This is a genomic window from Mesobacillus jeotgali (genome assembly GCF_900166585.1).
Classification (GTDB): domain Bacteria; phylum Bacillota; class Bacilli; order Bacillales; family Cytobacillaceae; genus Mesobacillus; species Mesobacillus jeotgali_A.
Window position 1 is genome coordinate 230,975 of record NZ_FVZC01000007.1, and the last position, 13,602, is coordinate 244,576.

Sequence of the window (13,602 nt, forward strand, 5' to 3'; positions counted from 1 at the left end):
GAGGTTAAATGAAGAAAAATGTCGAATATATTTTGTGAGAATTCTATATATTTGTGGTGATCTTGATGAGTAAGTCAAAGAAGAAGTGGTTAAGTCGGTTTATTGGATTAGGGTTGACTTTAATAATTTTGTTAGCTGTGGGAGAGGTAATTGTAAAGATTATCGAGTTTTTTCTTCCACAAAAAGAGATAATGCCATTTGATGTTATTAAATGGATTGGAATAGTAGTCGCAGTTATTGTCATTACGAATGGGTTGGCAAAATACCTTAGAACAAATCCCAGTGCAGTTTCTATCGGATTTACTAATATTCCAAATTTCATGTATGATGAAGCTTTTGAGAAAGAACAACACTACTTAGATAAAAGTCTCATTAAGGAAAACGATGAACTAAATAAGAAGATAGAGGATTTAGAGGAAATAAACATTGATTTAATTGAAGAAGTGGAATTAAAGGCTATTGATCTGGACGAAGTAACGTACATAAGTGATATATTCATTCGTCACCATAAAAATGCCAGCCGGCTTGTTAGGTCCTTGATTCAATTGCTGGATGAAGGAAAACCGACTTGGAAATATGAATTTTGTAATAACATTCTAGATGAGTGCGTAACCATCTTATTGGAGGATCGTGCGGATAAATCATCCACAATTTATTTTATTGAGGAAGAAGAGCTTAAGATGTTTGCTTACAACAGGATTGAATTTAGTTCATCACGGGAAAGGGTGTTTAAAAAAGGAGAAGGATTTGCAGGACATATTTGGGATGTTAATCAAACCGTATTAATAAATAATGTTAACGAAGAAAATGAACACTTCCAAGGAAAGTTTGCACCAAAACATGAGTACGGGTCAATATTGGGTGTCCCAATTAGGATTGGTAAAAAGGTTGTTGGAGTATTATGCATTCAAAGTGAGGACCCTGAGGATTTTGCCGAAGATGATGAAAGGACAGTTGTTTTTTATGCTGATATGTGTGGATTAGCTCACTTTTATGATAAAATGTTAATAAGCGGGAAGGAGTGATTATTATGTCAACATTAAAAAGTAGAACGAATGGATTAAGAATAGTCCAAAGAAGAAATCAAAGGTTGGCTTCCTCCCACAATAGAACAAATCAACTATTGAAAAGAGCTGCTAGTTTAGGGTTAGTTGAAACATATGAAGATGACCATGGCAGACTAAGAACAAAAAAAGAAAAGATGTTGACCAAGCAATAATTTTATTTGGTGATGTTTTGCCATTTGCAAAGAATACTTTTCTTTTATATTGAATATTACTTAGAACCTAATTCCATGTGGAATTAGGTTCTTGCCATATATTAAGAAGCGGGAGATGTGTGGGATGGTACTGGTCAGGGACTGAAGAACCCCCCTTGTTTTACCTTGACGACACCAATAAAAACCGAATGCTCTGATCGGTATGGTTATACCAATAATGAGTTTCGCTAGCGGAAAAGAACCAGGATTCTCCTTGTTGCAGTTCAATCATCTTTGTACCTATTTGCAGTGTCAAAGTTCCTTCTATTACATAGACAAATTCATGTCCGCTATGTGCGAAGGGCTGCCCGTCGCTCTGGTTTGCTGGAAGTGTAACGAGTATGGGATGAAAGTCCGGGTTTGGGACTTGTTGTGTCAGGTCTCTATAATGAAATGATGGTCCACTCACAGGCTCATTGTTACTTGGAAAAAAAGTACTTGGATTGACGCCAAGAACTTCGGATATTTTACGAAGGGATTCCAATGTGACGCTGGACTTCCCGCGTTCTACTTGTGATAGAAAGCTGATGGATACACCAGCCCCTTCGGCAAGTTCTTTCAAAGTCATATTTTTCTCTTTCCGGATTTCTTTAAGTCGTACACCGATCATAAAACCTCACCTACCTATTCCTATTTTTCCCTTATATATGGATTGTGTCAATCTGAACAAAGTTGACAGAATATTTATCGTTATCTAAAATTTAATTGAAGTGACACTTCAATTTTAAAAGGGGAGGAAGACAAAATGCAACAATTGGATAAGAAAACAACTTATCGTGTATTGATTGCCAGCCTTGTTGGCAGTTCCATTGAATGGTTTGACTATTTTCTATATGGAACAATGGCCGCACTTGTATTTAACCAATTATTCTTTGTCAACGAGGACCCGACAGTAGGCTTGCTTTTAGCGTATGCATCGTTTGCACTTTCGTTTTTCATCCGGCCATTTGGAGGAATCATTTTTAGTCATATCGGGGATCGAATCGGCCGGAAAAAAACACTCGTTTTAACATTGAGCTTGATGGGTGCTGCAACATTCGCAATGGGTATCTTGCCTACATATCAAGCAATTGGTGTAGCTGCACCAATCATTTTGATCACGCTTCGTCTGATCCAGGGACTTGGAATCGGCGGGGAATGGGGAGGAGCTCTGCTGCTTGCAACTGAGTATGCTCCGCCAGAACGCAGAGGATTCTTCGGATCCATCCCGCAAATGGGTGTGACGATCGGAATGGTGATGGGTACGCTCGCTCTTTGGCTCATGAGCTTATTGCCAGAGCAGCAATTCATGTCATGGGGCTGGCGCGTGCCATTCATCTTTAGTGCATTGCTCGTGGTCTTTGGTTTATGGATCCGAAAAGGAATCGATGAGACACCAGAATTCAAGGAAGTTCAGCAAAAAGGTGAAATTCCAAAGCTGCCAATCGTCGATACACTTCGCTATTACTGGAAAGAAGTGCTCATCACAATCGGTGCGAAAGTGGTTGAGACAGCTCCATTCTATATTTTCAGTACGTTCATTGTTTCGTATGCGACAAGCACTCTAGGATTCAGCCGCTCCGCTGTGTTAGGTTCCGTCATGGTTTCAACCGTCATTACGACGATCCTTATCCCAATCATGGGAAGTCTGTCAGACCGAATTGGCCGCAAGAAAATGTATATCGCCGGTACATTGGCGATGATGGCTTTCGCTTTCCCATACTTCTGGATGATTCATCAAGGCAGTGTGCTCATGCTGGTGTTGGCGACGATTATCGGCCTGGGGATCATTTGGGCTCCGATTACGGCAGTACTTGGAACCATGTTCTCTGAAATCTTTGATGCCAAGGTTCGCTATACCGGGGTCTCACTAGGCTATCAAATCGGTGCCGCAGTTGCTGGCGGTACAGCGCCGCTCGTTGCTACAGCGCTGCTCGCTTCATTCGATAATTCTTACGTTCCAGTTGCACTCTACATCATGTTCACTGCTGCGGTGTCACTGATTGCCATCTGGGCAGTGAAAAGCCGCGTTGAACCAACTGTGATCACTGGTAAAATGAGCTCGGCCAAATAATTTGGCCGAGTTTTTTCTTAAAAAGGAGAGATTCTATATGCTTATACTGAACGAACAACTGATCCAGTCCATCTATAAAATCGAAGATGCCATTCGCGATGTCGAAGCCATGTTAGTGGCCATTCATGAAGGCCGTGTTGAAAATCCTCACCGGACAGTACTGAATGTCCCTGAACGCAACGGATCTGTTCTCTATATGCCAAGTTCGGATGGAACATCCATGGCAGCGACCAAAATTGTCTCAATTTTTCCTGATAACAGCTCAGCCGATCTTCCGACCACACAAGGAGCCATTTTACTCACAGAACTACAAACAGGAAGACATATAAGCTTACTGTCCGCTTCTTACCTGACAAGGTTGAGAACCGGCGCATTAAGTGCCATCTCAGCCCGCCACCTCGCCAGGCTCGACAGCCAGGTACTGACCGTCATTGGCACAGGCGGAATGGCCTTCGAGCAAGTACTGGGAATAGTGAACGTCTTGCCAATCCAAGATATCTATTTAATCAACCGTTCCATTGAAAAAACCTACACATTCGGCGAAAAGCTCAAAGAGGCAGGTATTACCGCTAAAATACATACCGGAGTCGACCGAAACGAAGCCGTCGCCCAGTCCGATGTCATTTGCTGTGCTACCCGGTCAACCGAAGAAGTATTTGATGCCGATTATGTAAAAGCAGGGACACATATTATCGGAGTGGGTAGTTACTTGCCCGAAATGCGAGAAATCCCGTTAGGTGCGATTGAAAAAGCAACGTTTATTTATGCAGATGATTATGAGGGGATGAAAGCTGAGGCTGGGGAGTTCATAGATGCCGTTCATCGAGGTAAATGGTCATTTGATCAGCTTTCAGGGACGTTGGCTGAACTTCATATGAATCCGGTCGAACGTCGAGTTGAGGATATTACTATTTTTAAATCGGTTGGGGCGGCTCATTTTGATTTGGCTGTGGCGAAGGGGGTTTATGAGAAAGCGGAGGGGAAGACTGAGGGGGAGGAGATTTTTTTGTAGGTTAAGGGGGAGGATTTTAAGGGAAATGGGGGAAGCATTTCATGTCCCCATTTTATTCCTTAAATGATATTTTAAATCTGAGAGATTAACTTATTGTTGACAGAGCAATTACTTCACACTGAAATATTACTTCTCAAGAGCATTAACTGAGTTCATCCTCGTATAGCTCAATTCATTGAATACTTCATCCAATAGTTTCTAATGCCTCAATCTAATAGTCAACAAAACTATTTCTTAAAAGAAAATCGTAAAGCCAATTTATCTATCTTTTATTTCGATTCCCGAGTGAGAGATGAGAACCTTCCTGTGTCTCGTTCTTTCAAAACTATTTTTTAAGTAAGATGTGAATGCCATCCTTGTATTTTAAGTTTTTCTTTGGAAGGGACTTATGGATTATTATCGTTCAAATAGCAGAAGATTACTTTATTTGTATCTATAAAGGTAAATGAAAAATTGTATTATTATGTTAAAATATTTCTAGAGTTTTCCTAATTCCTGAAAATTAGTGTAATAGAATTATAAGTTAAAGCGGAGGTTGAAATGTCGATTATAAAAGACAAATATAAGGTAATAGCTCCCCAAATAAAATATCTGTGTGATGAAGTTGTTTTAGCACAAGCATGGAAGAAGTCCCAATTATATATAAGGAAACATAATTGGTATGCAGATATATTGGAATTAGATTGTTCGACAGTTGACTTGGAGAATAATATCTCATTATGGATACGTGAGTTAGAAGATGAGAATTATAAATCTGACGCCATTAAGCTAGTTTTAGCACCTAAAAATAAACAATGGTATTTTTCAGATTCGAAAATCAAGGATATGACTCAATTATGGAGTTCGCGAAAAAAAGATCGATTAGATTTAAATGATGATCGAATTGACGATAAAGATGAAGAAATAAGGTTAAGACCATTAACGCACCTAACAATTAGAGATCAGACAATTTCAACTGCTGCGATGCTATGTTTAGCAGATGCTATAGAAACTTGCCAAGGTCCCACTGAGGAAAGTAATTATTTTTCAGCACAAAAACAACAAATTTATAGTTATGGAAATAGGTTACACTGTAATTGGGAATCAAATCCTCAGAAAAATAAAAAGGGAATATTTAGCTGGGGAAGTTCACAAAGTTATAGACAATATTATCAAGATTATAGGTCATTTTTATTAAGACCAAAAAAAATCTGTCAAGGATATGCATCAGGACTTTCGCCCAATAAAACATTATATGTAGTATCAATTGATTTAAAAGAGTTTTATGATCATATTGATGTTAAAGCACTTATAGGTCAATTAAAAAAGCTATACAAAGAGTATTTTAATAACTACATATTGGACATTGAGTATAATAACGAGGATAAATTCTGGGACAAACTTGAGAGTGTTTTTTCATGGGAATGGGAAGATAGTGATATTGATAGTGCAAAAAAATTGCTTGGAAAGGATCTTCCTAAGGGTCTCCCTCAAGGGTTAGTTGCCAGTGGATTTCTATCTAATGCATATCTAATAAATTTTGACCGCATGGTTGGTGCCAAGATCGATAGTGCATTTACTCCTAAATCATTTGTTTTACTAGATTATTGTAGGTATGTGGATGATATAAGATTGGTGATTGAAGCATCCAGTGACATTGATATAGAAAAAATAAGTGAGTTAGTGACTAAAGAAGTAAATAAATTTCTAAAGGAATATCAAAAAAGTATTGGCACAGACTTTAATCTTAAAGTTAACGACAGTAAAACCAAAGTAACTCCGTATAGAGAGTTGATAGCACAAAATAATGTGTCATCTTTAATGAATATGTTCCAAGGAGTTATAAGTGGAACACCAGATGTAGATGAACTCCGTCAGGTCACCGGGGGACTTGAAGGATTACTTGGTTTATCGGAACAAATATTAAATGAGGTGAAGTATACTAATAATCCATTAACTCTTGCCAATATATCTACTCCAAACATAGATATTCGGGATGATACATTAAAAAGGTTTGTAGCAACTAGAATGGTAAGAACGCTTCGGCTTAGAAGAAGCATGACTGACCTTAGTGAAGTCGTAAATAAGGGAGATGACCTAGAGAATTTTACTGCAGGACAATTGTTAAATAATGAATTTGAATCTGCAGCAAGAAAATTAATTTCTGCCTGGTCCGCTAATCCTTCTCTTACCTTACTCTTGAAATGTGGTTTGGACTTATACCCGGACCCTGATTTACTCATTCCGGTTTTAGAAGCATTAAAAACTAAGCTATACGTACAACCGCAAGATAAGATAATAAAAAAAGAAATGAAGGTTGCAGAATATGTCTGTGCTGACTTGCTAAGAGCAGCTGCTACGGATATAGGATATCGTTTAGAAACCTATTATCCTGAATCGGCAGACCTTAAAGGATTCAGAGAGGAACTGGTAGTTTTTGCAAGAGATCTTCTTATCAATCGTCCTGAATCCCCTTGGTATTTAATACATCAAGCTATCTTATACTTAATATCATCAGGAGATTACGGTTATTCTTTAGAGTCAATCGAAAAAAATAAGGTGTTGAAATATGCATTATTGCAAGACATAGCTCTTTATAAAACAAGTATTAATTATAGTTCAGATATTATTACACTATCTCTTGTACTCCAGCAAATTCAGCCTAATACTGAAAAATACGTAACATGGTTTATAGAATTAATGAGAAATCAAGACGATGCAGATAAACGGAAAGAAGCGATAATGATAGTGTCTTTTAGCCGTCCAGATATAATGAGCAACATTATAAAATCTAGGAGATTAAAAAATGCTAAATGGATAAAGGAAATTCCATTTGAATTAAAAACCTCATTAAAACCTCTAGAGAATAAAGAAATAATCATAAAAGATGGAAGAAGACAATCTCTAATTAGGATTATACAAAGTAGTGAGAATCCTTTTAAACAGGAAAATGCATTATTAAAACTTGCATTATCCATTTTAGTTCATTCTAGGGGTCAAGAGGTTTTGGAAAAGGGTGTAATGGCTAGTGACATACTTCTAAAAGAAGTTAAATGGAATGAAATACAAAACCCAAGAAAAGAAAATTTTAAAGTGGATTTTCAAATTACTAATGATAGTATACAAAAGTATCGCGAGATTCCACCTTGGGTGAAAAAAGGTTATGAATGGTTGTATTCGTTGGGAAGAATATTACGTTCTTCTATAACGGGAGAATACGACTTCACGTCAAATGCTTTTCTTAAGAGGGAAGCTAACAGTTCATATAAAGGGCTTAAGTCTACTTGGTTTACAAGAAGGTTAGGGTTGAGTATTTATCCTAGAGGTCTTTTGAACGAACCTAGTCCCATCTCCCCTTGGCTTAGTGAATTCTTAATTAAATTGCTCCAATGGCCGGGAATTAAGGATTGGAGTGATCAAATCAATGAATTCGATAAAATTAATCATACCGGAGATTTAATAAAGATTATTAAAGATAGGTTGGATTTTCAAAATAAGATATATGGAAGTTTATCTAAGACCCCTTTTTACACTCTTCCTTTGCCACCTATTAAGGAGAAAATGAACCAAAAAATTCAAGTAGCAATAGTCCAACCGTTATTACCCAAGACAACGGATTTCAATGTGAAAGATCCTTTACATTGGACCCCTGCCTTTCGAGCAAAACATAGGAATCATATTGCATCCTTATGCAATCTAGTTAATAACCAGCTTAAAGCAAGTAGGTCTGCAGAAAGTTATGAAAGTGCTAGTAATTATTTAGATTTAATTGTTTTTCCGGAACTAACAGTACATCCAGATGATATTGATTTATTAAGAGGTTTGTCTGATGCAACTAAAGCAAATATTTTTACAGGTTTAACCTTTATATCTTCAAACGACAATAAATCTATAATAAACCAAGGGCTTTGGTTACTTAGAGCAGAACGATCTACTGGAAGAGAGTTTATATATGTCTATCAAGGCAAACAACATATGACAAAGTTTGAGAAAGAGATGAATATAAACGGTCACCGGCCGTACCAACTAATAATAAACATGGGGAATGGTCAACAAAACTTCAATATCACAGGGAGTATTTGCTACGATGCTACTGATTTAACTCTTGCCGCTGATTTAAGGGAAGTATCTGATATGTATGTAATAGCAGCAATGAACCAGGATGTACAAACGTTTGATAATATGGTTACAGCTCTTCAGTATCATATGTATCAACCGGTAATACTTGCAAATACAGGGGAATTTGGTGGCTCTACTGCTCAAGCGCCATTTACTAAACATGCTCGCCAAATTGCACATACCCATGGGAACAACCAAGTTGCTGTTAGTATTTTCGAAGTGGATGCATCCTCGTTTAAACATGGTGTAAATCCAATAAAGGTATCTCCACTTAAAACCCCACCAGCAGGATATATAGGTCGAAAGTGGTTTTAATGTTTTAATGTTTTTATACCAGGGGCGGCTCGACTTTTAAAGTTGAACTGTCCCTAGTTTTCTGGTAAATGATATATAAGTTTAATTAATGTTTGAAACTAATAGTATTATAAGCTCTATAAGCTAAAAAACCAATCACATGTAACCCTTAAAATGTGATTATCCGCCAAAAACTTTCGGAAGAGGGTTACAAATGTCTTATTCAATTATAAGTATTGAGGGGAATAAGTTTTATGTATATTAAATTAAAAACATTTTTTTCTTTGCATGCTTGGAAACATTCGTTAAATATTAAAACTTTTTTAATCCACTGGACTGCAGTCTTTGGAGTGATTTGGACGTTTATAGAATTTTTAGGTTATTTCTTTATTAAAGATGATGATTCTTTAAAACCTAATGTTTGGCTAGTTTTACTAGTGGGATTGTTTATTTCGGCTTGGATAAGTAGGCCTAGGTTATTACGGTCGGTACATTTGTCAGATAAGGATATTACATTACAAGTGGATGTGAATAATATATTTGAGATGAAGAATGGTTCCCTAATCATTCCTTCTAATAGTGCTTTTCAACATGACTATATAGATGAAGGTGCATTGATAGTCCAGCTTAGAGATCTTTTTTTTTCAGATTCCCAACTATTTGATGAAGTGATTTCAAATGCTCTTCGAAGCGAGCCAAAAGAGAATTTCAAAATTAGGGGTAAGCAAGTTTACAAGTATCCAATAGGAACTGTTGCCCAAATTCCAATACCTGGGCCTGGCGGAAGAGTAGCATATTTATTAGCTTCTACTGATTTAAATGAGCATGGAAGAGGAGAGCCGAACTTTGACCATTTGAAAACTGCTCTAAATTTATTGTGGGAGTATATAGGTCAACAAGGTGATACAAAACCTTTAATTATCCCAATTTTAGGAAGTGGACGGCAACGATTAACGCAAAATAGATTAAAAATCATTTCGCTAATAGTGAGTACGTTTTTGTCTAGTATAAAACACCGAAAATATACAAACAGTTTAACCCTTACAATCTTACCAAGGACATATTTGCAGAATATGTACAATCTTGATGAGATAGAAACGTATTTATCCTTAGCTGATAAGTTTGATGCTTAATTTGGGATTTCATAAAATTAATTAGCTAAATTCCCTGCTAAATTAAAGGGAGAATAGATTTGTAGAATTTTGTTAATTCGGAGTAAATAATTATGAACAAAATCAGTCAAACCATCCTAAACTTCCGCGACGAACGCAACTGGAAACCATACCACAACGAATAAGACCTAGCCATATCGATTTCTCTAGAAGCAAACGAACTGCTGGAGAACTTCCAATGGAAGAGCAGCGAAGAAGCTGTCAATGATTCGAAGCAAAACATAAAAGAGGAAATGGCTGATATTTTGATTTATCTTGTTCAGTTGGCGGATAAATTGGATATTGATCTGGAATCGGAAGTTTTGGGGAAGATGAAGAAGAATGCGCTTAAGTATCCCGTGCAGAAGGGGTGAGGGTAGTTGATTGTATATGAGGCGACGAAGGATGAGTTCTTGAGGGATGTTTTTGATGATGAGTTGGTGAACAATATTGTCAGCAATTATAACGCTAAGATTGGCCGGATTAATGAGCGGGAGGTTCGGTCTTGGCACAATTCAATGCAGTATATGCACAGGGTGTTGAGTGACAGCGAGATTCCTTTGGATGCCGGTGTTGCGATTGAGTTCAAGATTCCTCACACCTCGAAGCGGGTGGATTTCCTTATCTCTGGTTCTGACCAGGATGCCAGGCAATCGATTGTCATTGTTGAGTTGAAGCAGTGGGAAACTGTTGAAAAGATTGAGGGCAAAGAGGCTATTGTTAAAACGGTCATCAACAGGGGAGTGCATGAGACGACTCATCCCTCATACCAGGCTTGGTCATATGCAGCGTTGATCAAGGATTATAATGAGAATGCGCAAAAAGAGGAAATTCAACTTTATCCATGTGCATACCTTCATAGTTACATAAACCAGGGTGAGCAGGATCCGTTGACTGATCCTGTATATGATTATTATATAGAGGAAGCACCGGTTTTTGTAAAAGGTGATTCCGGTAAGTTGCGCGATTTTATCAAAAGATATATCAAACACGGTGATAATAAAGAGATCTTATATACGATTGATAAAGGGAGAATTCGGCCGTCCAAATCACTGCAGGATTCATTGAACAGCATGCTTCAGGGTAATAGGGAGTTTGTCATGATCGATGACCAGAAAGTGGTTTATGAGACAGCGTTGCAACTGGCAAGTGAAGCAGTACGGACAAACACTAAGCAGGTATTAGTCGTTGAGGGTGGCCCGGGTACTGGGAAGTCTGTATTGGCGATTAACTTATTGGTAGAGGCTACGAATCGCAGTTTAGTCTCTCAATATGTCACTAAAAATGCAGCACCGAGAAACATTTATGCGACTAAGCTTAAGCAGAATTTTCGCAAAGGCCATATTGATAACTTGTTTGTTGGATCTGGCAGCTATATCAATGCACCTGCAAATGAATTTGATGTTCTCGTTGTTGATGAAGCCCATCGACTAAATGAGAAGTCCGGTCTTTTCAGCAATCTTGGTGAAAATCAAGTCAAGGAAATTATCAATGCTTCAAAGCTGGCAGTCTTTTTTATCGATGAGCGACAGCGGGTCACTCTGAAGGATATCGGAAGTATCGGCATGGTTAAGAAGTTTGCTAGAGAATTTGGTGCATGGGTGTCAACGGTCAAGCTGGAATCACAGTTTCGCTGCAATGGCTCTGATGGTTATCTGAGCTGGATTGACGACGTGCTGCAGATTCGGGAGACAGCTAACTCGAATTATATCGGTACAAATTATGATTTCCGCATCTTTAAGGATCCCAACGAAATGCGTCAGGAAATTGAAAGGCTGAATAAAAAGAACAACAAGTCGCGCATGGTGGCTGGCTACTGTTGGAACTGGATCAAGGAAGGAAAGTCCAATACCAATTTTCACGATATTGAGCTACCAGAGCACAAGTTTAGTATGAGCTGGAATCTCGATAACTCCGCAACATGGGCGATTGACGAAAGCTCAGTAAATGAAATTGGCTGTATTCACACCTGCCAAGGACTTGAGTTTGACTATGTTGGTGTCATTATTGGTGATGACCTGGTATATAAGGATGGAGAAGTAATCACCGATTATACCAAACGCGCTAAAACTGACAACTCATTAAAAGGCTTGAAAAAAATGCTGAAGGAAAAACCTGAAGAAGCTAAGCAGCTTGCTGATGAGATTATCCGGAATACTTATCGTACATTGATGACGCGCGGACAAAAGGGGTGCTTTGTTTATTGTACGGATAAGTATTTAGAGGATTATTTTATCGAACGGGTTAAGGACATTCAGCAGAGTTATGAGGCTAATGAGTTTTTTAGGGAGATGCCGAGGGTAGCAGAAGATAAGACTAAGTATAAATAAAAAAGAAACAATTAGCTAGAAACTCAGTTTGAAAACGACTGAGTTTTTTTGTTGAGAAAAAATAGGAGATAGTCCAAAAGTGTATTGTAAATATGTGGAATTTGCCTTAATATAAAACTTGAAAAACAGCATAGGCAACATAAAAATAGCGCCTTAGTTATTTTTGAGGGGGAGAAACATGTATAAGAAAATCGCCATCTTAACGTTGTTATTTACTTTTGTATTTGGGACTATTTCTTTTGCACACTCAGGTAGAACGGACTCTAGTGGCGGTCATAATTGTAGTGAGAAATCTAAAGCGAAGGGACTTTGCACTGGATACCATAATCATAATGGAGGAGGAGCTTCTGAAGGGAGTTCTTCTGGTAGCTCTTCAGGGACTGCTCCTGCAGCAACCAGAAACGATAAGGATTGTTCTGATTTTGCAACCTATGATGAAGTGGTTGAATACTGGAATTCAAAAGGATACTCCGCTACATATGATCCAGAAAGATTGGATGGTTGGGGAAATGCTGTTGATGATGGGATACCGTGTGAAGCCCCAAGTGGCTATGACAAAACTAAAATAAACAATAGTCCTGAGCAGGTTCAATTCCAGAAAGATCAGCAAGAGGGTAAAAACGGTGAGCAGGAAGGATATGCTCAAGGCCAGAAGGATGGGTATCAAGGGAACACCAGCAACAACGCAGCTGCGAGTGGAAGTGATATTTTCAAGAATGGCTATAAAACTGGTTATGACAAGGGATATGAAGAAGGAAAAGCAAAGTTAGAAACTGAAAAGAAAAAGGCTAATGAAGAAGGATATTCATTAGGGAAGAAACAAGATAAAATTTCAATTCCTGAAACATATGCAGCTCACGCTCACTTAAAGGCAGCGTTTGAAGAAGGTTTTAATCAAGCTGTTAAAGAACGAATAGAAGCTAAGAAAGAAGAGTACTTTGCTATAGGTCTAAAAGATGGAAAAAATGATGTGAATAATCCACCAAAGGAAAAGGACTTTGGTGAAGCATATCAAGAAGGATACGAAGAGGGTCAAAAGGAATTAAAAGAGTCTTATGTTAAGCAGGGGTATGAAGCTGCTTTTAGCCTATTGGAATATAAGAAGCCTGACTTGAAAAACGAGAAGTTCATAGATTGGTATAAAAAAGGTTTTGAGTCTAACAAAGAGGTAGTAAAAATTAGAGACGCAGCACTTGCTCAAGGAAAGGGAGGGACAGAGTTGGCAATCCCTGAAGAATATACAAAGGGCGAAGTAGTCTATAAATTTTACTATGAACAAGGCTTTAAAGAATATGAAGCTGAGAAAGAGGATAGTCGACAGACAACTGCTGGGGGATTAGGTATAGCAGCACTTGCATGGTTGGGAAGAAGATTCTATGTGGCAAAGAAAATGATTGGTTAAGGGG

General features: G+C 38.0%; 9 protein-coding genes and 1 pseudogene. 9 read left to right on the forward strand and 1 reads right to left on the reverse strand.

Features of this window, described 5'->3' with window-relative positions; genetic code table 11:
• Positions 1-65 precede the first annotated feature (65 nt).
• Together B5X77_RS02545 and B5X77_RS02550 are read left to right on the forward strand one after the other, a co-directional pair.
• Positions 66-1,025, forward strand: a complete 960-nt coding sequence (locus tag B5X77_RS02545; protein ID WP_079504803.1) for a GAF domain-containing protein — start codon at positions 66-68, stop codon at positions 1,023-1,025.
• Positions 1,026-1,030: 5 nt separating this feature from the next.
• Positions 1,031-1,219 (forward strand): hypothetical protein, encoded by a 189-nt coding sequence (locus tag B5X77_RS02550; RefSeq protein WP_079504805.1) that lies wholly within the window; start codon positions 1,031-1,033, stop codon positions 1,217-1,219.
• Positions 1,220-1,379: 160 nt separating this feature from the next.
• Here the strand turns inward: B5X77_RS02550 and B5X77_RS02555 are convergent, their stop codons facing one another.
• Positions 1,380-1,868, reverse strand: a complete 489-nt coding sequence (locus tag B5X77_RS02555) for a helix-turn-helix domain-containing protein (protein ID WP_079504807.1) — start codon at positions 1,866-1,868, stop codon at positions 1,380-1,382.
• 144 nt (positions 1,869-2,012) lie between these two features.
• Here B5X77_RS02555 and B5X77_RS02560 point away from each other — a divergent pair, with 144 nt between their 5' ends.
• The 7 genes and pseudogenes from B5X77_RS02560 to B5X77_RS02590 all read left to right on the forward strand — a co-directional run bounded on the left by B5X77_RS02560 (position 2,013) and on the right by B5X77_RS02590 (position 13,598).
• A complete protein-coding gene (locus B5X77_RS02560; RefSeq protein ID WP_079505840.1) occupies positions 2,013-3,311 on the forward strand; it encodes an MFS transporter in 1,299 nt (432 codons plus the stop codon).
• Positions 3,312-3,348: 37 nt separating this feature from the next.
• Positions 3,349-4,323 (forward strand): ornithine cyclodeaminase family protein, encoded by a 975-nt coding sequence (locus tag B5X77_RS02565; protein WP_079504809.1) that lies wholly within the window; start codon positions 3,349-3,351, stop codon positions 4,321-4,323.
• Positions 4,324-4,863: 540 nt separating this feature from the next.
• Positions 4,864-8,736 carry an RNA-directed DNA polymerase gene (locus tag B5X77_RS02570; protein WP_079504811.1) on the forward strand — a complete coding sequence of 1,291 codons (3,873 nt, stop codon included), beginning with the start codon at positions 4,864-4,866 and terminating at the stop codon, positions 8,734-8,736.
• A 233-nt stretch (positions 8,737-8,969) separates the two neighbouring features.
• Positions 8,970-9,848 (forward strand): macro domain-containing protein, encoded by an 879-nt coding sequence (locus B5X77_RS02575; protein WP_079504813.1) that lies wholly within the window; start codon positions 8,970-8,972, stop codon positions 9,846-9,848.
• A 92-nt stretch (positions 9,849-9,940) separates the two neighbouring features.
• Positions 9,941-10,240 (forward strand): annotated as a pseudogene (locus B5X77_RS02580) (nucleotide pyrophosphohydrolase).
• 6 nt (positions 10,241-10,246) lie between these two features.
• Positions 10,247-12,196 (forward strand): DUF2075 domain-containing protein, encoded by a 1,950-nt coding sequence (locus B5X77_RS02585; protein WP_079504815.1) that lies wholly within the window; start codon positions 10,247-10,249, stop codon positions 12,194-12,196.
• A gap of 178 nt (positions 12,197-12,374) precedes the next feature.
• Positions 12,375-13,598 (forward strand): YHYH domain-containing protein, encoded by a 1,224-nt coding sequence (locus B5X77_RS02590; RefSeq protein ID WP_079504817.1) that lies wholly within the window; start codon positions 12,375-12,377, stop codon positions 13,596-13,598.
• Positions 13,599-13,602 lie beyond the last annotated feature (4 nt).